Origin of the sequence: Thioclava sp. GXIMD2076 (genome assembly GCF_037949795.1) — a bacterium.
Taxonomy (GTDB): Bacteria; Pseudomonadota; Alphaproteobacteria; order Rhodobacterales; family Rhodobacteraceae; genus Thioclava; species Thioclava kandeliae.
In genome coordinates this window covers 548,959-570,548 of the sequence record NZ_CP149934.1, presented here as the reverse complement: position 1 = coordinate 570,548, position 21,590 = coordinate 548,959, and the positions used below count along the sequence as shown (strand labels likewise).

The following is a 21,590-nucleotide window of genomic DNA, read 5'->3' as shown; positions in this document are numbered from 1 at the left end:
GCCTTCTCTGCGGCCCGACACCGTTATCGGGCCGCAATAGACATTGCGCAATGGTCAGGGCTAGGATTCGCAGCCGCGCGATTTACATGGGAAGCAACACAAAACCGGACCTGACCATGACCACCACCGAACGCACCGCCTCCCAGAGCCGGACCTTCTCCCTCGCCCAGTCGGACTTCCCGCTCGCGCCCCTCGCCAGCGGGCAGGCCGATGTCCTGGCGCTCATCGTTGACACCGAAGGCCCATCCTACCGGCCCAAAGGCGCCGGCATGGCGATCACGCCCGAAGGTCGCCGGACGGGGTCGCTCTCCTCGGGCTGCATCGAGGAGGATGTGGTGCTCCATGCCGCCTCGATCCGCGCCAGCGGCACGCCCCGCGTGATCCGTTATGGCCGCGGCTCGCCCTATCCCGATCTGGCCCTGCCCTGCGGCGGCGGGCTCGATATCCTCCTGATGCCGGTCTCCACGCCCGAAGCCCGCGCGCCCTTCATCGCCGCGCAAGCGCAGCTGGCCGCACGCCGCCCCGCCGCACTGCGGCTGCCCCTCCCTGATGCCTCGGGCGAGGTCGCGCTGACCCTCACGCCAGATCTGCGGTTTCTGGTCTTCGGCAAGGGGCCCGAAGCACGGATTTTTGCGGGGCTGACCCATCTGGCAGGCTATCCGACCGAACTCTTCTCACCCAGCGAAGAAACCATTGGCAAGGCCGAGGGCCATCCCGCGCGCCACCTCGTTTCGGCGCGCTGGCCCGAAGGCCTGCAGACCGACCCCTATACCGCCGTCACGCTCTTTTTCCACGATCACGACTGGGAACCCCCGATCCTTACGCACGCGCTGGCCAGCGACGCCTTCTATATCGGGGCGCAGGGCAGCCTGCGCACCCATGAGGCCCGATGCGCCACGCTGGCCGATGCCGGTGTGCCCCCCGAACAGATCGCGCGGATGGACCGTCCTTTCGGGCTGATCCCTTCGGCGCGCGACGCCCGCACATTGGCGGTCTCGGTTCTGGCCGATGTGCTGGCCGAGGCGCGGATCACATGATCACCGGACTTCTTCTGGCCGCAGGCGCCTCGCGCCGCTTCGGGCCCGAGGACAAGCTTCTGGCCGAGTATCGCGGTATGCCTCTGGTGCTGCATATGGCGCGGGCCTTGCGCCAGTTGACCCGCGACACGATCGCCGTAACCTCCAACGAGAGGGTCGCGGACCTTCTGGCCCCGTCGGGCTACCGGATCATCCGCATTGCCGCAGGCCAGCCTCAATCGGAGAGCCTGAAAGCAGGGCTGGCCGCGCTCGGGACGCCTACCCGCAATATCCTCATCACGCTCGGCGATATGCCCGCCCTCACCCGCAAGGATCTGGCGCGGGTGGCAGAGGGCACAGCCCCCGCCTGTGCCTGCGCGGGTTCGGACGACCCGATCATGCCGCCAGTGCTGATCGCACCGCAGGATATTGCCGCATTGAGGGAGGTGACAGGCGATCAGGGCGCAGGACGCCTGCTGCGCCACCGCCCCGATCTCAGGCGAGTCATTCTGCCTGCCGCGCATCTGCGCGATATCGATTTTCTGGCAGATCTGATGGAATAGGGGCGGCCCTGAGGCCGCCCCTATTCTCGTTTTTTGCTGTCTTTAGCCCTCGAGAGCTTCGAGCCCCGCCACAATCTTGTCGGGCGTGGCTGGCACATCATAGACCCGCACGCCGCAAGCGTTGTGAATGGCGTTCAGGATTGCGGCCCCCGCACCCGAAATCCCCAATTCGCCAATGCCCTTGGTCTGGATCGGGTTGGCCTGATCATCGCGCTCCTCCAAAAAGACCACATCCATCTTCCCCGGAATATCGGCATGGGAGGGGACGTGGTAATTGGCAAGATCGCGCGAGACCAGATGACCGGTGCGCGGATCATGGGAAAGCTCTTCGTTGAGCGCCGTGCCCACGCCCCAGATCATGCCACCCACAGCCTGCGAGCGCGCGGTCTTTTCGTTGAGGATCCGCCCCATACCGAAGACCCCCAGCATCCGCCGCACACGGGTCTCGCCGGTCCAGCGATGCACCGCGACTTCGACAAAATGCGCGCCAAAGCCCGAGGACAGGAACTCTTCCGAGGTCTTGCCGCCCTCGATGGCCCCCTCCGCCGAGATCTCGCTCTCGATCAACTCGGAAAGCGGTTTTTCCAGATTGCCGCCCCGCGCGATCCCGTCTTTCAGCGTGAGATCCGCCACATCGCAGCCAAGCTTGCCCGCAACCTCCTCTCGCAGTTTCTTGGCCGCGAGGAATACCGCCGAACCCGCCGAATTGGCCCCGAAAGAGCCGCCCGAGCCCGAGGCCCCCGGCAGATCGGTATCACCCAGACGCACCTCGACCTTTTCCATCGGCAGACCCAGCATCTCCGCCGCGATCTGTCCCAGGATCGTGTAGCTACCGGTGCCGATATCGGTCATATCGGTCTCGACCACGGCACCATCCCCGCGCAGGATGACACGCGCTGCCGAGGGCACCAACAGGTTCTTGCGCGCGGCAGAGGCCACGCCCATCCCGATATACCAATCGCCCTCCATCCGCGAACGCGGTGCCTGACGCTGGTCCCAGCCGAACTGCTTGGCCCCCTCACGCAGGCTCTCGGCCAGCGACCGCGCCGAGTAGGCAAGCCCGTCCACCGGATCGGCATCGGGGATGTTCTTCAGCCGCAACTCCACCGGATCCATGTCCAGCTTCTCGGCCAGCTCGTCAAAGGCGGCCTCAAAAGGCACCATCCCCACAGCCTCGCCCGGTGCGCGCACCGAGCCCGTGGGCGTGCGATGCACCTGCGCCACCGTCTGCAGGAAATGCAGTGTTTCAGCACCATAGAGGAATTGCGACGCCTGCGAGCACGGCTCGGCAAAGCCCTCATCCGACAGGTTCGTCACCAGATCGTCATGACCGATCGCCAACAGCTTGCCCGATTTATCGGCGGCAAAGCGCAGCCGCTGGACGGTCTGGGTCCGGTGCAGCACCGCGTCAAACACGTTCTGGCGCGTCATCACCACCCGCACGGGGCGCCCGAGCTCCTTGGCGGCCAGACAGGCTGCCACGGCCTCCGCGCCCACGCCGAGCTTGGACCCGAACCCGCCGCCCACATAGGGCGAGAGCACCCGCACATATTTCGGGTCGATCCCAAGCGAATCCGCCAACTCGTTGCGGTTGAAGCGCAGCATCTGCAGCGAACCATGCAGGATCACATGCTCGCCCTTCCACTCGGCCACGGCGGCATGGGGCTCCATCGCGGCCGCCACATGGCCCGCCGTGGTGAAGGTCAGATCGACCGCAGCATCCGCCGCCGCCATCACCTTGTCGATCTCGCCCTTGATGACCGCGCCGTCATTGTCGGGCGCATGGCAGGCCTCATCGAGCGGATCGACCGAGACCTCCTCGGCCTCATAGCTGATCTTCAGGTTCAACGCGCCGTCACGGGCCTGCTCGAAGCTCTCGGCCACGACCAGCGCTACCGGCTGACCGTAGTAATCGACCCGCGTATCGGGCTGCGAGGGAGCCTCGTCCGCCATGCCCTGCGCGGGGTTGCGCAGGAATTTCGGGCCGTGGAACACGCCCAGAATCCCCGGAAGATGCGCAATCGAACTCTCGTCGATGCCTGTCACCTTCCCCTTGGTGATCGTGGCGCGCACCAAGACCCCATCGACCCGACCGGGCAGTTTGACCTCGGCGGCATAGGTGGCAAGACCCGAAACCTTCAGCGCGCCCTCGCTCCGGTCGAGCGGTTTTCCCAAAACCCCCTGCTGCATCTCGTCGAGAAGGCGGGGTTGGGCTTTGTCCATACGGAAGACATCATTCATGCGGCAGTCCTCGTTTTATCGGTGCCAGCCGAGGCCGGTGCGAGGCCCGCGGCCTCCCGCAGCACGGCCATCAGGCTGCGTTTGAGAAGGGGAAGTTTGAACTCGGTCTCGGGATGCGGATTGGCATCGCGGCAGAGCGCCTCGGCCACCTTTGCGAAGAGCGCGTCACTTGGCTCCTGCCCCACCAGCATCCCGTCCACGGTGGCGTTCTTCCACGGGCGCACGCCCACACCGCCAAAGGCCAGCGAGGCCTGCGCAATCTTGCCGTTCTCCAGCGTGATCACTGCCGCCACCGACACCAGAGCGAAAGCATAGGATGCGCGGTCGCGCACCTTGCGATAGGCCTGAACCGAGCCTTTGACCGGCGCGGGCAATACCACCGCCGTAATCATCTCGCCCGGCTTGAGCACCGTCTCCACATCCGGGCGATCCCCCGGAAGGGTGTAGAACTCATCCATCGCAACCAGACGCGCGCCATCTTCGCCCGTGACCTCGATCTGCGCCTCGAGCACCCGCATCGCCACGGCCATATCCGACGGATGCGCCGCCATGCAGTCCTCGGAGGTGCCGAAAATCGCCAACATACGCCCGACACCGCCCTGCGCCGAACAGCCGGTGCCCGCCTCGCGCTTGTTGCAGGCCATCGAGGTATCATAGAAATACGGGCAACGCGTGCGCTGCAGCAGATTGCCGCCCGTGGTGGCCTTATTGCGGATCTGGCCCGAGGCCCCTGCCAGAATGGCGCGAGACAGGACCGGATAGAGCGCGCGGATCTTCGGATCGGCGGCCAGATCGGCATTGGTCACCAGCGCGCCAATCCGCACGCCCCCGTCCTGCGGCTCGACCTTGTCCAGACCTGCCACGCGGGAAATATCCACGAGCGCCTGAGGCACTTCGACCTGAATTTTCATCAGATCCAGCAGGTTGGTCCCACCCGCAATGGCGCGCGCGCCATTGCTCATCGCCCCGATCGCGGCGGCCTGATCTTCGGCACGGCTATAGGTGAACTCCCTCATTTCTTCACCTCCGCCGCCATTGCGATTGCTTCACGAATAAAGGGATAGGCCGAGCACCGGCACAGGTTGCCGCTCATCCGCTCGGCGATCTCGGCGTCGTCGAGGCTGACCTCGCCCGCCAGATCCGGCGACACATGTGACGGCGCCCCCGCCTTGGCCTCTTCCATCATCCCGGTGGCCGACATAATCTGACCGGGCGTGCAATACCCGCACTGATAGCCGTCCTTCTTTACAAAGGCAGCCTGCAGATCGGACAGGTTCTCGGGATTGCCCAGCCCCTCGATCGTGGTCACCTGATCGCCATCATGCATCGCGACCAGCGACAGGCAGGCATTCACCCGACGCCCGTTTACCAGAACCGTGCAGGCTCCGCATTGTCCATGATCGCAGCCCTTTTTGGAGCCGGTCAGCTCCAGATGGTCGCGCAGCGCGTCGAGTAGTGTCAGGCGAGGATCGTGATCCAGCCTGTGGGTCGTTCCGTTGACCTTCAATTCGGTATGCATGGTGACTCCCGTGGGGGTTGGATAAGCCGACCGGCGCTGCCGGTCCGCGGTCTCTAACTCCCCCAACGAGTCGGGCGCTGGCTGGTTCCAAAGAAATCCTTATAAACCGGCCTGACCCCGTGTCAGCGTGATGCCTGACCTTAGTCAGGCGAATTCCGCATAAACCGGCGAACCTTCGACTGTCTTGGAAATTCCCGACAAAATCGCCTCGCCGGTTTCCTGCCGCAGCTCTGCATACCACGCCTCGGTCACCGCCATATCCACACCATGGGTCACATCACACCGCGCCCGCGCCCGCAGCACCAGATCGGCGCAGCGCTCGGCCCGTGCCGCCTGATAGGCCTGCAGCGCAGCGGGAATATCCGCATGCGCCGCCAGCATATCCTCCAGCACAACCGCATCCTCGATCGCCATGCAGGCCCCCTGCCCCAGATCGGGCGTGGTGTTATGCGCGCTGTCGCCTAGAATACAGATCCGCCCCTTGGCCCATGTCATGAACGGATCGATATCATGGATCTCGACGCGGTTGATTGCCCCGCCATCGGCCGCCGCAATCAGTTTTTGCACAGGCTCGGCCCAACCGGCAAAACTCTCCTGCAACAGCGCCCTGTATTCGGCCCGCTCGGGGGCCACGCCCGACGGCATCGGCTGGTCGAAGAAGAAATAGAACCGCCCCTCGCCGTCATCTCCCGCTCCGATCGGCATGACAGAGGCGCGTTTGCCCTCGGCCACGAAGGTCGTCCAGCGGTCGGCAGGCGCAATCGCCGTATCGACCTCGACAATGCCGTTCCAGTTCACATAGCCCGCATAGCGGCGCGCCTTCGGACCCAGAAGATGCTCACGCACAAGGCTATGCGCCCCATCCGCCCCGATCAGAAAATCGCCCACCACCTCGGTGCCATCTTCGAACCGCGCGACAACCGTCTCGCCCAGATCCTCGACGCCCACCAGCCGCATCCCGAGCGCGATCTCCTCGCGCCCGAATTCGTCCATCAGCATCTCCTGCGTGGCAGCCCGCGCCACCGGATAGCCGCGCTGGCCGGATTTCTCCCACAGCGGCGTCAGCGGAAAGGCACACATCGTCTCGCCGGTCAGCCCGTCGATATAGGCCATATCCTCCATCATCCCGCCAAGCTTGGCGATCTGTTCGCCCAGCCCCAAATGGTTGAGGCACTGGATCCCGTTGGGCCAAAGCGAAAGCCCCGCCCCGACCGGGCGCACCTCGCGCACCTTCTCGAATATCTTTACGTCAAACCCCTGACGGCGCAGCGCAATTCCCGCGCACAGCCCACCAATCCCTGCTCCGATGATGATGACTGTCTTCTGGGCCATGGCCTGCTCCTCCTTGGAAATCGGTTTTCTGGAAGGCTAGCGGCTTGACTACGAGATCGCCAGATGGTTGCGCGGGCCAATGGTGCGAATTTGCGCCGCTGCCGCTTTTCCGTGCAGGCATCGCAGACGCTCTAGCGGATTTCAGAGCCTGTAATAACCGCGATACCAGTCCACAAAGGCCTTTACGCCCTCTCGCACCGAGGTTTTCGGTGCATAACCGGTCAGGGATTTCAACAAACCCGCATCCGCCCATGTCGCAGGCACATCCCCCGCCTGCATCGGCATCAGGTTTTTTTGCGCTATCCGCCCCGTCGCTTCTTCGATTGCCGAAATAAAATCGGTCAGCTGGACGGCGTCATTATTGCCGATATTCACCACGCGGAACGGCGCAACCGGCGAGAGGCTGTCGCCCTCGGGGACCGCGTCCAGCCGCGCGGGAACCGCATCCACCAGTAGCCGGATGCCCTCGACGAGATCCTCGATAAAGGTGAAGTCGCGTTTCATATCGCCATGATTATACACGTCGATCGGCTTGTTCTCGAAAATGGCGCGGGTGAATTTGAACAGCGCCATATCGGGGCGGCCCCACGGACCATAGACCGTGAAGAAGCGGAACATCGTCACCGGCAGACCGAAGAGATGGGCATAGGAATGCGCCATAGACTCGGTCGATTTCTTGGTGGCGGCATAGAAGCTCATCTGGTGATCGGCCCGATCGGTCTCGCGATAGGGCATCTGCGTATTGGCACCATAGGCCGAAGAGGTGGAGGCCAGCAGCATATGTTTCGGCGGATGGGCGCGCGCGGCCTCCAGCAACTCGAAGGTTCCGATGATATTGCCTTCGAGATAGGCGCGCGGGTTGTCGATCGAATAGCGCACACCGGCCTGAGCGGCGAGGTGGATCACCACATCGGGCGTCTCTTCCTCGAAGAGCCTCATCAGCAGACCGGGCGTCTCGACCATACCCGTCACTTCACGGAAATTCCCGTCAGGGCGGAGCTGGTCGAGCCGCGCCTCTTTCAGCGTCACATCGTAATAGTCGGTCATGCCGTCAAGGCCGACAACCCGCCAGCCTTCCGACAGGAACCGCTGGCAGACAAAGGACCCGATAAAGCCGGCAGCGCCGGTGACGAGAATGGTGGGCATGATCAACCTCCGCTTTTACGGGCTCGTTATTGCCCCTAAGCCGGCGCGGGGGCAAGCCTTGTCAGCTTGCCATCCGGTCCTCGGATGCCGTGGGTACAGCCTCGCCACAACGGAAATACCCCACATTCTCGCTCATCGTGTCGATCCCTTTCTGCAGCATCTGTACGGCTGCGGAGCTCTGTTCGGCCATGGCTGCGTTCTGCTGCACCGCGCGGTCAAGATCGCTGACGGCGGTGTTCATTTCGTTCAGGCCGTTGCTCTGCTCCTGCGCCGAGGACGCGATCTGCTGGATCGAATCGCGAATGCCGGTGATCGATTCGTCGATGGATTGCAGCGCCTCCCCCGCCTGACCGACAAGCTCGACGCCGCGCCCGACCTGACGGGTCGAGGCCTCGATCAGATTGGCAATCTCGCGCGCCGCATCCGAGGAGCGCTGTGCCAGCCCGCGCACCTCGGAGGCCACGACGGCGAAGCCGCGTCCCGCATCGCCTGCCCGCGCGGCCTCGACACCCGCGTTCAGCGCCAGAAGATTGGTCTGGAAAGCGATATCGTCAATCACCGAGGTGATCCGCGAAATCGACTGCGAACTGGCCGCGATCTCGTTCATCGCGGTCACCGCATCATTCACCACGACGCTTGAGCGGTCGGATTGCTCCTTCGCCTTCTCAGCCTTGGAACGCGCGGTCAGCGTCATCTCGGCGGCGCCCCGCACCGAGGTCGTCAGCTCTTCAAGCGCTGCGGCACTCTGCTCGAGTGTTGCCGCCTGCCGCTCGGAACGGCGCGACAATTCGGTGGTGCCCGCGGTGATCGAGGCCGCTTCCTGCGCGATCTGTGCGGTCTGTTCGAGGACGCTGACCACCACCTGTTCGATCCGGCCGACCGCCTCGTTGAACTGCACGCGCAGATTGTCGAACTCGCCCAGATCGGTATCGATCCGCGTTCCCAGATCGCCCTCGGACAGCCGCTCGAGACAGCTCTCCATCGCATTGTTCATACGCATGTAAGGGGTCGTATCAACGGCGAATTTCACGACCTTCACGACCTTGCCCGCCGCATTGCGAATCGGGTTGTAGCTTGCGCGGATATGGACTTCCTTCCCGCCCTTTCCAATGCGGATGAAATCGCCCTCGATCGTCTCGCCCGCGCGCAGACGCTTCCAGTGGGTGCTATACTCCGCACCATTCACCTGATCGGCCGGCATGAACATGCTATGGGGTTTATTGAGGATCTCGGAACGCTCGTAACCCATAGCTTTGCAGAACAGGTCATTGGCCGACGTGATCGTGCCTTGCGGATCGAATTCGATCACCGCCTGCACCTTCTGGATCGCTGCAATCTGGCCCTCGGCATCCGCAGCCATATTGCGCGCATCCGTGATATCGAACGCATATTTCACAACCTTGAACGGCCGTCCCTCCGGATCGATCAGCGTCTCGTATGCCGCCTCGAGCCAGAGGATCTCTCCGTGTTTGTTCACCCGCCGCACGCGGCCCGCTTCCGAGGAACCCAGTTCCAACCTATGCCAGAAGTCACGATATTCCTGGCTATCGGCCTCACCTTTCGGCATGAAGATCCGGTGCGGCTTACCTCGGATCTCGTCGATCTTGTAATCCGTCGCGGTCAGGAACCGTTCATTCGCATCAAGAATATTGCCCTTCAGGTCGAATTCGATCACCGCCATCGAACGTTTGAGCGCATCGACTTGACTGCGGTTATCCCTGCGCCGCAGATGCATCGTCGTGATCTCGCGCGCGGCAATCAGCACATGCTCGGTGACCCCGTCCTTGCTGCTGATCGGCGAATAGGTCGTATCGAGCCAGATTTCCTCGCCCCTTGCATTCAGGCGCGGCACGATCCGGTTGACGGGTGTCCCGAGTTTCAGGATGCGCCAGATATCGTTGAAATCCTCCTGATGCAGATCCTTATCACGCACCAGTTTGTCATAGGGCTGCCCTAGGACATCTGTCGTCTTGAATCCGAACATAGTGGCGAATATTTCATTAATATACAAGAATTTACGGTCAATACTAACCCGCGCGACCGCATGGGAGTTCTCGAATGCATTCACTTCGCGACGCAGGTCTTCTAGCTCTTGGCGAAGTTTTTTTGAATTGAACATAGATGCTCCATAGCCGGCGGAATCATATCACTTTCCCGACCCTAGCCTGCACAGGTTAATCCGAGGTTTCTCTGTCTGGTTATCATGAGCATGACCCAAATCCGGCGCTTCTCCGCAGAACCTTCCCTGCGGGGAAGACGCGAATAGACCGAATTGACAAATGCAGAAATATGGCTCATATATAGAGTAGTACTGCGCTGCCGCGTGAGCAAGCCGCGTCCCGTTTGACGCAGCAGTATGACACCCACCCGTTCCCCATCACGCAGGGTTCGTATCGTCCGGCCAAGGCCTGCGGGATGCGCCCGTGGCTTTCGAGGTTGCGGCGTCACACCCCTCAGGCCGCCTCCCCGCGGTCGCGCCCAGCCATGATGGTTACGGGCACAAAGGATATTCATGTTCGATTTCGATATGCTGGGGCTCTCCCCCGCACTTAAAGACGCGCTGAGCGCGCAAGGGTTCAAAGAACCGACCCCCATCCAGAACAAGGCCATTCCGCTGGCCATGCAGGGCCATGACATCCTGGGCCTCGCCCAGACCGGCACCGGCAAGACGCTGGCCTTCGGCCTGCCGCTGATCGACCAACTGCTGCAGGCGCCGTCCAAACCCGCGCCCAAAACCGCCAAATCGCTCATCCTCGCACCCACCCGTGAGCTGGTGAACCAGATCGCCGACGGGCTGCGCACGCTGACCAAAGGCACCAAGATCCACATCATCACCGTCGTCGGCGGCCAGTCGATCAACCGCCAGATCGGCGCGCTGCATCGGGGCTGCGATATCCTCGTCGCCACCCCTGGCCGTCTCATCGACCTGATGGACCGCGGCTCGGTCGATCTGTCGCAGACCAAGCATCTCGTGCTCGACGAGGCCGACCAGATGCTCGATCTCGGCTTCATCCACGCGCTGCGCAAGATCGCACCGCGTCTGGGCACGCCGCGCCAGACCATGCTGTTCTCGGCGACCATGCCCAAGCAGATGGAAGAGCTGTCCAAGGCCTATCTCAACAATCCCCAGCGCGTTCAGGTGAGCCCGCCCGGCAAAGCGGCCGATAAGGTCAGCCAGTCGGTGCAGTTCATGGACAAGGCCGAAAAGCCCAACCGACTGCGCAAGATCCTCTCGCAGGACGAGGGCGCGCTGACTCTGGTCTTCTGCCGCACCAAGCACGGTGCCGAGAAACTGATGCGCTCGCTCGAGAAAGACGGCTTCCCCGCCGCCTCGATCCACGGCAACAAAAGCCAGAACCAGCGCGACCGCGCCATCGAGGGCTTCCGTGCCGGCACGACCACCATTCTGGTCGCCACCGACGTGGCCGCCCGCGGTATCGACATTCCGGGCGTGGCCTATGTGATCAACTTCGACCTCCCCGAAGTGCCTGATAGCTATGTACACCGCATCGGCCGGACCGCGCGTGCGGGCCGCGAAGGTCAGGCCATCGCCTTCTGCTGCGAGGAAGAGGTCGAGCTTCTCGACCAGATCGAGAAGCTGATGAAGATCGAGATCCCCGTGGCCGCGGGCTCGCGCCCTGCCGGTGTCTCTCCTGCCCCGCGTGGCCGTCGTCGGGGTGGCCCGCCGAAATCGGGCGCCGTGCGGGCGTTCAAACCTGCGGGTGAGGGCAAACCGAATGGCCAGAACCGCCGCCGCAAACCGCAAGGCTCGGGCAAACGGGGTCCCGCCGATGCCGGGCCCGCAAAGCGCCGCGCGCCACAGCACTGATCAGATACACGCCCTGCCGGTCTTCCGGCGGGGCGTTTTTCAATGCGCGACAATCTGCACCCGCGTAATCTCGGGCGCCACATTGCGGATCACCGCCTCGAGCGTGCTGCGCAGATGCGTCTCGATATAGCTGGCCTGAAATTCCGATCCTGCCCGCAGAACGAGGCTCTCGCGGGTTTCTGAGACCACTGTCAGCTGTGCGAACCACGCCCCCCAGAAGGTCGGGTGATGGCTCTGCAAACGGCGCGCCACGTCCGGCCAGATCCCGTTGCTCGGCAGATCGGCGGCCCTGAGTGGCACCACATTCGTTTCCGGCGCTGCAGGTTCGCTCGGAGCGAGCCGCTCGACCAGATCGGGTCCGATCTTTGCCCAACCCTCCCGTGTATCCTCGAGGATCTGTGCGACGTTCAGACCATAAAGGGCCACCCTGCCCCGCGCCGCAGGACGCTTTTCGATCAGCCAGCGACGTTGGCGTAGCGCCGCCATCTCGCGCTTGACCGTGCGCACATCGACAGACCACAGCTTCGATATCTCGGCCTGCCCCATCGATAGCTCGTCATTTTGCCAATTATATCGCGCTGTTATCAGGCAGATCAGCCGGAGCGCCTGCTTCTGGATATACTTGTCCTGTGAAAGTGCATAGCTTCCAAGGACGGACAGCAAATCGTATTTACGCGCGGCCGCACCGCGACCCACTGCCTTTTTCATCATGCCACTGCTCCGGCGCATTTGAGCGCTTCATTGTTCGGGCGTCATTTCGCGCCTCATTTGCCGAGAGTATCACGGTTAGCCACATCAAGCCAACGCTTTCCTCTCGATGTTGGCCATTTGCGTCCGGAAATTCGATTCTGTCAAGCAGATGGGTTTTTCACCCTTCTTCCAATCCTCTTTTGATCAGAAAAAATGGTAATCATAGGTTAAGGGGGACATATAGGCTGTCACCCTAATTGGGTGGAAATGTCACCCTAATTGCCCGGAATGGCCCGATATTGTCCCCTCAAGGAATCGCCCGCGACTCGGTCTACACGGGAGAATCACTGGCAGGTCGATTCGGTCTCGAGACCGTTTAATTCATTGGCGCCGGACGCTGTTCGAACTTTCCGCTATATTTATAACTTTCTTTTTGCGTCAAAGGCAAATCCGGCGTATTTCTGGGTTCAGAGATAATCAACGTCCGAAAGAGGCAGATATGTTCACTCACGAAAGTCTGGAGGAGCTGCATTCCCGCTCGCTCAAGATGCAGGCAGCCATCCGCAAGCAGACCTTCTCGCCCGAGCACGAGAAGACATTGCGCCGCTTCTCCAGCTGGGAGGTCTCCGAGCTGATCCTGAAGATCAACCAATCGACCTTCCGTGGCCGCTTGGCCGCCGATCTTGACCTTCCCGGCGGGGAAGTCGAGGAGGAGGGCCGCCAGCGCTGGTTCACCCTTCCGGAGATCAACGAGATGCGGCGCAAGATGAAGGTTAACCGCCGCTCCCTGCAGCCGCCGCGACCGCATAAGAAGCGCGCGATCCGCGTGGCCATCTCCAACTTCAAGGGCGGAGCCGGTAAATCGACCGTGGCACTCCATATGGCGCATGCGGCGGCCCTCGATGGCTATCGCGTCCTGCTCGTCGATTTCGACCCGCAGGCCACGCTGACCCATTCGATGGGCCTCACCGATGTCTCCGAGGAGTTGACCGTCTGGGGGATCATCGCGCGCGACCTCATCCGCGAGACCGAGCGGATGAACAATGCGCCCCGCGCAGCCGAATCCGGCACGGCCCTGCCCCATCGCAGGCTTCCCGGCTCGATCCTTGATCTGGGGCTCGACAGCCTTCGCATCACCGATTTCATCCGCACCACCGCGTGGCCTACGATCGACATGATCCCCTCCTGCGCCAACGCGGCCTTCGTCGAGTTCGCCTCCGCGCAATACCGCCATCTCAATCCTGACTGGTCATTCTTCGCCGCGGTCGCCCGCTATCTCGATGCGGTGCCCCATGACAGCTATGATGTCATCGTGTTCGACTGCCCGCCGGCCATCGGATACCAGTCGATGAACGCGGTCTTCGCGGCCGATGTCCTCTATATTCCCTCGGGGCCCGGTTATTGGGAATACGACTCGACCACCTCCTTCATCGGACAGCTTTCGGAAGCCCTGGGCGATCTCTCCCACGGGTTCGAGGGGACCTTCCCCGCGGGGAATATGACCTTGCCGAAGGAATTCCTCGACATCCGTTTCCTGATGACGCGGTTCGAGCCGGGCAACGATCTGCACCGTGCGATGTTCGAAGCCTTCCGTAATGTGTTTGGTGAACGCTTAGCCGATAACCCGATCGAGATGACGCGGGCGGTCGAGCAGTCGGGGCGTTTCCTGTCATCTGTTTACGAGATAGACTACCGCACGATGACCCGAGAGACCTGGCGCAGGGCGCGCGCCTCCTTTGACCGCGCCTATGATGAGTTCCGTGCGACCTTCCTGAACGCATGGGAGAAACTGGAGGAGATTGAATGAAGAAGCGTCGGACCTTCGCCATCGACCTTCCCGAGGACGATGAAACAGGCACCTTCCCTGCGGGGAAGGTCGAACCCGAGGCCCCTGCCCCGCAGAACCGGCGCTCGCCCATGGCCGCCGCCATCAGCGAGAACGCGGCCAGCCTGCGCGACCGGACAGCTCTCGAGGCAAAGATCCGCGCCGAGAATGACGCGCTGGCCGCAGAGCATGTGCGGATGAAAAAGCTCGGCCTGATGGTCGATATGATCCCGCTCGACCAGATCGAGACGTGGAAGCTGATCCGCGACCGTGCCAAGGACGATGATTTCGAGCTGACCGAGCTGATCAAGTCCATCCGCGAGTTGGGGCTGTCCAATCCGATCCGTGTCGAAGCGCGCGATGATGGGAAATTCGAGCTAATTCAAGGGTTTAGGAGGCTTTCGGCCTATAAGTCCCTGCTCGAGGAGACCGGTGATGCCGAGCGTTGGGGGGTAATCCCCGCTGGCATTCTTCCCCGCGGGGAAGGTCTTGAGGGTCTTTACCGCCGCATGGTCGACGAGAACCTCGTGCGTAAGGACATCTCCTTCGGAGAGATGGCCGGGCTCGCGTTGAACTATGCCAAGGATCCCGGCACCGCGCAGATGGATCCCGACAAGGCGGTGGCCGAGCTCTTCGCAAGCGCGGGCTACCAGAAACGCAGCTATATCCGCAGCTTCATCAAGCTGGTGGACCGTCTGGGCGAGGATCTGAAGTTCATCCAGCATGTGCCCCGTTCGCTGGGACTGAAGTTCGTCTCTGAAATGGAGGACCGGCCCGAGATCGTGGCGCAGGTGCGTGAGGCTCTGAAAGACTGGGATAACCATTCCGCCAGTGACGAGCTGGATGTGTTGCGGCAGGCGATCGGCGAGGACACCGCTCGTCCGGCTCTCGTGCCGAAACCCGCCGCCAAGCCGCGGAGCGGTAAGGCGCGCACCGTGTTCCAGGTCCAGACCCGTACCGGAGCCGCCAAATGTACGGCCTCGAATGGCCGGCTGGAGATCCGGCTTGATCGCGATTTCTCGACTGTGGATCGCACCAGTCTGGAACGTGCCCTGAAAGATCTTCTAGACGGGCTTTCATGAAAACCTTCCCCGTGGGGAAGAAAAAGCGGCGGGTTTCCCCGCCGCTTTTTTATGGAGTATTGTCAGAGGCAGGCTCTATTGCGCGGCGATATCTCCCGCGCTCTCACGCTCGAAATAACCATGGAGCAGCAGTGTCATCTCCTGCTCGACGCTGGAGATGTGCTGGCGCATGATCTCGCAGCCGCGCTCGGCATCCCGCGCAAGAGCCGCCTCGGCGAGCTGGATGTGATCTGCAGATCGGTCGCTCAGCGCATGGGCGTCAATCAGCCCGCGGTAGCGCCTCTGGGCAATGGCGATCTGTTCGATGATGGCATGGATACGCGGCATCTTGCAGGCCGAAACGAGGGTCCGATGGAAGTCCCGATGAGCGATCTCCCATTCAGGGGAGCGCAGATTGGCCTCGGTGTTGCGCAGACGGTAAAGGGCCGCGGTGATGTCGCTTTCCCATTGCAGGTCACCCTGTTCGATGGCGCGGGTCAGCGCGAAGCATTCGCTATTGCGGCAGATCTCCATCACCTCGTGGAAATCAACGAGCGAGACCTCCGACACGGTATAACCGCGCTGGTCCTCGAATTGAATGAGGCGCGTGCCGGTCAGGCGGGATACAGCTTCGCGCAAGGGGCTGATCGAAACCCCGAGTTCGGCGCGGAGCCGGTCGAGATTGATCTTTTCGCCCGGCTTCAACTGATTGCTCAGAAGACGGTCCAATAACGCATCGTAGAGCGTAGAGACGAGGGTTGCTTTGCGCATGATAACCTGAAGATGGGACTCATATTAACTTAAGCCGATCTATACGCTGTAAATAGTATACATGGCTATAAAAATCGACGAAGTATGATAACATCGATTATATGCCTCAAACCCATGAGAAAAGCGGCGCATTCAGGTCCTGTCCTTTGACGCAGATGCCGCGTCACGATAGATCGGTGGCATGGAGTCAAAGGATGCACCAATGTCTAAGTTAATCTATATCCTGAACGGACCAAACCTGAATCTTCTCGGCAAGCGCCAACCGGAGATTTACGGCCGCGATACTCTGGATGATATCGAGAAAAACTGCCGTGCCGTCGCCGAGGCGGGCGGTGCCGAGGTCGCACTGTTCCAGTCCAACCATGAGGGCGTGATCATCGATACGATCCACGAGGCGCGTGAGAAAGCCTGCGCAATCGTGATCAATCCGGGCGCCTATAGTCATACCTCGGTCGCCATCCTTGACGCGCTCAACGCCTATGAAGGGCCGGTCCTCGAGGTGCATATCTCCAACATCCACAAACGCGAGGCCTTCCGCCATCACTCCTATGTTTCGGGACGTGCGGATGGCGTGATCTGCGGCTGCGGGATCGAGGGCTACGAATTTGCCGTCCGCCGTATCCTGAGCCTTCTGGGCTGAGTGATGGTGGCCTGTATCGATTGGCAGGGGCCGATCCTTTTCGACCCTCGGGGCACATTCGGCCATTTGCGCGGGATGGTCGCCGCCGGACAGGGCGTGCGCGTCGGGTCGGACGGGATCACCGCTATCGATGCGGGCCATATCGAATGCACCACCTCCGGGAGTAGCGGGGCGCCCAAACGCATCCGCCGGAGTCTCGAGAGCTGGACGCGCAGCTTTGTCCGCAACGGGGCGCTCTTCGGCTTGCAGGATGCGGTGATCGGACTCCCCGGAACGATGGCGCAATCGCTGACGCTCTATGCTGCGCTCGAGGCGGCATGGGCGGGGGCAGGGCTTGTCGATCTGTCGGGGTTGCGGGCGGACCGGCAGCTTGGCCAGCTGGTCGCGCACGGGGTCAGTCATGTCTATGCCACGCCCGCGCAGGCCGAGATGATCCTGATGGGCGAGGGCAACGCGCCCTCTCTGCGGCAATGGATTATCGGCGGCGGTCGCTTGTCGGCCGATCTGCGGCAGCGTCTGGCACATCGGTTTCCACAGGCGCGGGTGGCGCAATTCTACGGCGCCTCCGAGACGAGTTTCATTACACTGGATCCGGGGGATGCGCCTGAAGGTTCGGTCGGACGCGCTTATCCGGAGGTCGAGATCCGGACCGACGGGGCAGGGGAGTTATGGGTGAGGAGCCCTTATCTTTTCGAGGGTTACGGGCTCGGCGGGAGCCCAGAGACACGCTGGTCCGATGATGGGTTTCTGTCCGTGGGGGAGATCGGCCAGATCGATGCCGACGGTTATGTCTATGTGCAAGGGCGCAAGGGGCGGGTGGTGCAGGTGCTGGACCATCTTGTGAGCCCCGAACCGGCGGAGGCCTTTTTGTCGGAAAGGCTGGGCTGTCCGGTTGCGGTGGTGGCGCGGCGTGACGCTCTGCGCGGGGCGCGTCTCTGGGCGATGGTCGGGCAGGGGCCACAGGGTGCGCAGGTCGAGGAGGCGCTGGCGGCCTTCCGTCACAGGGTCGGTCCGACTGCGGCCCCGCATGGCTGGCAACGGGTCGATCCGTTGCCGTTGCTGCCCAGCGGCAAGCCCGATCTGCAACGGCTCGAGGCGATGATATGACGGTGCGCATCATCTCCGCACGTCGTTCGGCCGTTGTGCCGCGCGGGGGGGGCTTTGCCGGGCTCGACCCGCACGAGATCGCCGCGCCGGTGATTGCCGCCTGTCTGGCGGATGCGGGGATCGGACCGGAGGATGTGGACGAGGTGATCTGTTCCAATGCGATCGGTCCGGGGGGAAATGTCGCGCGGGTCGTGGCCTTGGGCGCGGGGCTGCCCGAGCGCGTGGCGGGGCTGAGCCTTGACCGGCAATGCGCGGGCGGGCTTGATGCGATCATGCTCGGGCAGGCGCTGATTGCCAGCGGTCAGGCACGGGTCGTGATTGCCGGTGGGGTAGAGAGCTATTCGCGCCGCCCGCTGCGGGCGTTTCAACGGGCGGAGGGGCCGGAGTTCTATACTCAAGCACCGTTTACCCCTTGGCCGGAGCGCGATCCCGATATGGCTGATGCGGCGGACCAGCTTGGCCGTCTCTGCGGGATATCACGCCAGGAAGCCGATGCGTGGGCTGTTGAAAGCCATTTGAGAACAGTTTGTTCTGAGTTTCCTGAAATTGCGGAAATTAATGAAATCCGCCGTGATCCTTTTGCGCGCAAGGCCAGTGCCAAGCTGATGGCGCACAGTCCGGTGATTGCGGGCGATGTGACGGCGGGCAATGCGGCGGTGGCCGCCGACGGCGCGGCGTTTTGCGTGCTGATGGCCGGGGCGCAGGCGCAAGGGCGCGGTGTGCGCATTGGGCGGGGCCGCACGCTGGGCGCCACACCCGATCTGCCGGGTCTCGCGCCAGTCGCCGCTATCGAGGCGATTGACGGGGCAGGGGCGGATCGCGTGGAGATCATGGAAGCCTATGCGGTGCAGGCGCTGGCCTGCCTTCGCAAGGCGGGGATCGATCCGGATCGTGTCAACCTGAAAGGCGGTGCCTTGGCGCGGGGCCATCCGATCGGCGCTTCGGGGGCGATACTGGCGGTGCGGCTTTTCCATGACCTCGCCAGGGGCGAGACCGGACTGGCCGCCATTGCGGCAGCAGGCGGTATCGGCACCGCCTTGCTGTTCCATCGGGATTAGTCGAAGCCGCGAAGGGTGGCGTAGCTCTCCAGCGGTTCGCGCTCGGTGCGGAAGCTGTTGATCACAGCGCTCTCGTCAGGGGTGCCGATGGCGATGCCGCAAAGCACCATCTCGTCCTCGGGCAGGCCCAGCGTCTCATGGACGACATCGGCATAATTGGCCAATGCCCCGATCCCTACCGTGCCCAGACCCTTGTCCTGCGCGGCCAGCATCAGCGCCATGATCGACATGCCCAGATCCATATAGCCACCTTCGCCCATACGCCGGTCGATGGCGACCACGATCCCGAGAGGCGCGTCGAAGAAGCGGTAATTGGCCTTGAACTGGCTGCGGCGTCCGTCGATATCGCGGCGTTCGATGCCGAGGCTCTGGTAAAGCGCATAGCCCGCCGCCCGTTGCCGCGCTTTCAGATGCGCGGGGATCGGGCGGGGAAACCATTCGTACTCCGCCACTTGCGGGCGATGGTCGTCGATGGCGCGGGTCATATTGGTGACAAGCGTGGCCAAGGCGTCGCCGGTCAGCGCATGGAAGCTGCCCGGTTGCAGATTGGCCCCCGAGGGCGCGCGGCGCGCGGCCCATAGCAGATGTTCGACCGTCTCGCGCGAGACGGGGTCGGGCAGGAAGGCGCGGGTGGATTGGCGCGCCTTCAGCAGGTTTTCCACGCTTGTCGACATGCGGTGGGGTCGTCCTTGTCTAGTCGTCGGTCAGTGTCTGGTGAGAACGCTTTGCGGGCGGGCTTTGGCGAGCCCCTGTGTGATGAAGCCCGCCAGCACTGCCTTCACAACATCGCCCGGAATGAAAGCAGTGACCAGCCATGTGGCCTCGATCAGGGTTTTGTCCAGCACAATCGACATACCGATGACGCCGCACAGATACACGATCCCGATACCACCGATGACCGCGCCGATAATGGCGGAGACCGACAGTGGCAGCTGGCGGGTTTTGTCGGTGATCAGGCCGGTGACAAAGGCCCCCAGAGGCCAGCCCAGCAGGAAGCCTGCGGTGGGGCTGGTGAAAATGCCGAGGCCGCCACGGCCACCGGCCAGAAGCGGCAGGCCGAGCGCCACGAGCACCACGATCAGCAGGGCGGCCAGCGCCCCGCGTTTGGCGCCCAGCACGGTGCCCGCCAGCATGACGCCCAGCGTCTGCGCGGTGATCGGCACGCCGAAGCCCAGCGTAAGGCTCGGCACGAGACCAAGGGCGGCGATCAGCGCGGCAAAGAGCGCCACCATCGTTAGATTACGTTCCATTTGTCGGGTCTCCTCCCTTGGAAGCCGAGGGCGGCGCGGGGTTTACTCCCCCCCTCGCGCGCAGCGCTTCGGCCACATGTTCTGCATCGTCTAATGCCAGAATCCCCAAGGGGAGCACAAGATGCCAGTTGGCGCGCTTGGCCGAACGTGCGCGCCAGCTTTGGGCCAGCATCTGGCCTTTCTGGGCAAGGATCGGTGTGAAGCGAATGGTGAGCGCGATGGCCAGCTCGCCCGCGCGGGTATTGACCCCGAGTGCCGCCAAGGGCCGTGTCAGCCAGTGGAGTGTGTCGAGCATATCGGCAAGTCGGGTGGTCATCGTCACCAGATTGGCCAGAGCCACGGCGGTGGTGAAGCGCAGCACAATACGCGCGCCTTCCGCCCAATCGGCGGTCAGCCCGTGCCAGAGGGCGAGCACGAGCGCGATAGGCCAGAGTGGACGCAGCGCTTTTGCTCCGGCTTTGGCAAAGCGCAGGCCGGGGAGCAGGTAGAGAAGCGCGATGATGGCGAAGGCCGCAAGTTGCAGCGGCAGCGAGGGCAGGGCGAACAGCAAGGCGGTTGCCAGACACAGTCCCGCCAGTTTCGGCCCCGCGGGCCAGCGATGGGCGCGGGTCTCAATCGGTGAGGTCAGAGAGATCATCGCCCAGCCCCGCTTGGTTCATATAGTCGAGATAGTCGGGCAGGACGGTCTCGGGTGTGCCTGACTGCCGGATTTCGCCCTCGTGGATCCAGAGCGCGTGGTCATATCCCCGCAGGCAGTCCGGATCATGGGTGATATGGATAAGGGCCTGCGGCAGGCTCTCGAAGAGCCGTGTCAGCTGGCCACGGATCGCCAGATCGAGGCCGGAGAAGGGTTCATCAAGCACGATCAGCTGCGGCTGCATCAGCAGGATCGCCATCAGGCAGACCAGCTGTTTCTGGCCCTGCGAGAGCGTCGAGACGGGTGCATCGATCCAGTGGGATTTACCGAACCGCGCGAGCATGCGGGAGATCAGGCTCTGGGTCTCGGCCTTGCCGTGCCCCTGCTGGCGCAGACCGAAGGCCAGTTCCTCGCGCACGGTCGGGAAGATGATCTGGTGGTCGGGGTTCTGGAACAGGATGCCGATGCGGTTGAGGGCGGCGTGACGGTCGCGGGCGGGGATGATCCCGTCGAGGGTGAGCGTGCCGGAGGAGGGCTCGATCAGCCCGGCTACCACGCGGGCAAGGGTGGATTTTCCCGAGCCGTTGCGCCCGACGATTCCGAGGCGGCGGATCTCGTGGTCGAAGACCAGATCCTTCAGCACCGGCTTTCCGGCAAGGTCGAGTGTCAGATGGTCGAGTGTCAGGCGGGGGCTGTGGGCCATGGGGTTCCTGCGGACAAGGCGTGCGGGCCTCATCCTCCTGCCGGAAAGTGGGCGGATTTGCAAGAAACCGGTCCCTGACCAAGGTCAGGCATATGGTGCAGCCATGGAATTGTCTCGCCATTGCACAGGCATGCTCTCACGAATGAAACAAAATCGCGGCGCGCCCCTTTGCGGCATCTGCCACCACTTTACCGCGAAATTT

At 62.8% G+C, this 21,590-nt stretch carries 20 protein-coding genes; 8 read left to right on the top strand and 12 right to left on the bottom strand.

What is annotated here, in order from left to right:
* Positions 1–116: 116 nt before the first annotated feature.
* On the top strand, positions 117–1,037 hold the full coding sequence (locus WDB91_RS19585; protein WP_339115347.1) for an XdhC family protein: 921 nt from the start codon (positions 117–119) through the stop codon (positions 1,035–1,037).
* Positions 1,034–1,579 (top strand): nucleotidyltransferase family protein, encoded by a 546-nt coding sequence (locus WDB91_RS19580; protein ID WP_339115346.1) that lies wholly within the window; start codon positions 1,034–1,036, stop codon positions 1,577–1,579. Before WDB91_RS19585 ends, WDB91_RS19580 begins: the two co-directional genes overlap by 4 nt.
* A 42-nt stretch (positions 1,580–1,621) precedes the next feature.
* On the opposite strand, the gene WDB91_RS19575 is transcribed toward WDB91_RS19580, so the two are convergent.
* The 6 genes from WDB91_RS19575 to WDB91_RS19550 form a co-directional block, all read right to left on the bottom strand.
* Positions 1,622–3,820, bottom strand: a complete 2,199-nt coding sequence (locus WDB91_RS19575) for a xanthine dehydrogenase family protein molybdopterin-binding subunit (protein ID WP_339115345.1) — start codon at positions 3,818–3,820, stop codon at positions 1,622–1,624.
* A complete protein-coding gene (locus tag WDB91_RS19570; protein ID WP_339115344.1) occupies positions 3,817–4,836 on the bottom strand; it encodes a xanthine dehydrogenase family protein subunit M in 1,020 nt (339 codons plus the stop codon). The genes WDB91_RS19575 and WDB91_RS19570 overlap by 4 nt, the downstream gene beginning before the upstream one ends.
* The gene (locus WDB91_RS19565; protein ID WP_339115343.1) at positions 4,833–5,339 is read right to left on the bottom strand and encodes a 2Fe-2S iron-sulfur cluster-binding protein; all 507 of its coding nucleotides are present in this window, start codon (positions 5,337–5,339) and stop codon (positions 4,833–4,835) included. Before WDB91_RS19565 ends, WDB91_RS19570 begins: the two co-directional genes overlap by 4 nt.
* A gap of 144 nt (positions 5,340–5,483) precedes the next feature.
* A complete protein-coding gene (gene hpxO / locus WDB91_RS19560; protein ID WP_339115342.1) occupies positions 5,484–6,671 on the bottom strand; it encodes an FAD-dependent urate hydroxylase HpxO in 1,188 nt (395 codons plus the stop codon).
* A gap of 141 nt (positions 6,672–6,812) precedes the next feature.
* Positions 6,813–7,817 (bottom strand): NAD-dependent epimerase/dehydratase family protein, encoded by a 1,005-nt coding sequence (locus tag WDB91_RS19555; protein WP_339115341.1) that lies wholly within the window; start codon positions 7,815–7,817, stop codon positions 6,813–6,815.
* A 61-nt stretch (positions 7,818–7,878) separates the two neighbouring features.
* On the bottom strand, positions 7,879–9,936 hold the full coding sequence (locus WDB91_RS19550) for a PAS domain-containing methyl-accepting chemotaxis protein (RefSeq protein WP_339115340.1): 2,058 nt from the start codon (positions 9,934–9,936) through the stop codon (positions 7,879–7,881).
* A gap of 393 nt (positions 9,937–10,329) precedes the next feature.
* Between WDB91_RS19550 and WDB91_RS19545 the strand changes: the two genes are divergently transcribed.
* Positions 10,330–11,646, top strand: a complete 1,317-nt coding sequence (locus WDB91_RS19545; protein WP_339115339.1) for a DEAD/DEAH box helicase — start codon at positions 10,330–10,332, stop codon at positions 11,644–11,646.
* 39 nt (positions 11,647–11,685) lie between these two features.
* On the opposite strand, the gene WDB91_RS19540 is transcribed toward WDB91_RS19545, so the two are convergent.
* Positions 11,686–12,357, bottom strand: a complete 672-nt coding sequence (locus tag WDB91_RS19540) for a hypothetical protein (protein ID WP_339115338.1) — start codon at positions 12,355–12,357, stop codon at positions 11,686–11,688.
* Between the two features lie 478 nt (positions 12,358–12,835).
* On the opposite strand from WDB91_RS19540, the gene WDB91_RS19535 reads away from it, so the two are divergent.
* Positions 12,836–14,143 (top strand): AAA family ATPase, encoded by a 1,308-nt coding sequence (locus tag WDB91_RS19535; RefSeq protein ID WP_339115337.1) that lies wholly within the window; start codon positions 12,836–12,838, stop codon positions 14,141–14,143.
* A complete protein-coding gene (locus WDB91_RS19530) occupies positions 14,140–15,243 on the top strand; it encodes a ParB N-terminal domain-containing protein (protein ID WP_339115336.1) in 1,104 nt (367 codons plus the stop codon). Before WDB91_RS19535 ends, WDB91_RS19530 begins: the two co-directional genes overlap by 4 nt.
* Before the next feature lie 75 nt (positions 15,244–15,318).
* On the opposite strand, the gene WDB91_RS19525 is transcribed toward WDB91_RS19530, so the two are convergent.
* Entirely contained in the window at positions 15,319–15,993 is a 675-nt protein-coding gene (locus tag WDB91_RS19525) for a GntR family transcriptional regulator (RefSeq protein WP_339115335.1), read from the bottom strand.
* Between the two features lie 202 nt (positions 15,994–16,195).
* Here WDB91_RS19525 and aroQ point away from each other — a divergent pair, with 202 nt between their 5' ends.
* The 3 genes from aroQ to WDB91_RS19510 are packed head-to-tail and all read left to right on the top strand — an operon-like array spanning position 16,196 to position 18,798.
* Positions 16,196–16,633, top strand: a complete 438-nt coding sequence (gene aroQ / locus WDB91_RS19520) for a type II 3-dehydroquinate dehydratase (RefSeq protein ID WP_339115334.1) — start codon at positions 16,196–16,198, stop codon at positions 16,631–16,633.
* A 3-nt stretch (positions 16,634–16,636) separates the two neighbouring features.
* A complete protein-coding gene (locus WDB91_RS19515; RefSeq protein ID WP_339115333.1) occupies positions 16,637–17,740 on the top strand; it encodes an AMP-binding protein in 1,104 nt (367 codons plus the stop codon).
* Complete coding sequence (locus WDB91_RS19510) at positions 17,737–18,798, top strand: thiolase family protein (RefSeq protein WP_339115332.1); 1,062 nt, start codon at positions 17,737–17,739, stop codon at positions 18,796–18,798. Before WDB91_RS19515 ends, WDB91_RS19510 begins: the two co-directional genes overlap by 4 nt.
* Here the strand turns inward: WDB91_RS19510 and WDB91_RS19505 are convergent.
* From WDB91_RS19505 to WDB91_RS19490, 4 genes are read right to left on the bottom strand one after another with little or no spacing between them, the layout of a single operon-like run.
* Positions 18,795–19,472, bottom strand: coding sequence for a nitroreductase (locus WDB91_RS19505; protein WP_339115331.1), 678 nt, complete (start codon positions 19,470–19,472; stop codon positions 18,795–18,797). The genes WDB91_RS19510 and WDB91_RS19505 overlap by 4 nt on opposite strands.
* Before the next feature lie 30 nt (positions 19,473–19,502).
* The gene (locus WDB91_RS19500) at positions 19,503–20,048 is read right to left on the bottom strand and encodes a biotin transporter BioY (protein ID WP_339115330.1); all 546 of its coding nucleotides are present in this window, start codon (positions 20,046–20,048) and stop codon (positions 19,503–19,505) included.
* Positions 20,038–20,685: an energy-coupling factor transporter transmembrane protein EcfT gene (locus tag WDB91_RS19495; RefSeq protein ID WP_339115329.1), complete on the bottom strand. Its 648-nt coding sequence runs from the start codon at positions 20,683–20,685 to the stop codon at positions 20,038–20,040. The genes WDB91_RS19500 and WDB91_RS19495 overlap by 11 nt, the downstream gene beginning before the upstream one ends.
* The gene (locus WDB91_RS19490; protein WP_339115328.1) at positions 20,660–21,388 is read right to left on the bottom strand and encodes an ABC transporter ATP-binding protein; all 729 of its coding nucleotides are present in this window, start codon (positions 21,386–21,388) and stop codon (positions 20,660–20,662) included. Before WDB91_RS19490 ends, WDB91_RS19495 begins: the two co-directional genes overlap by 26 nt.
* Positions 21,389–21,590 lie beyond the last annotated feature (202 nt).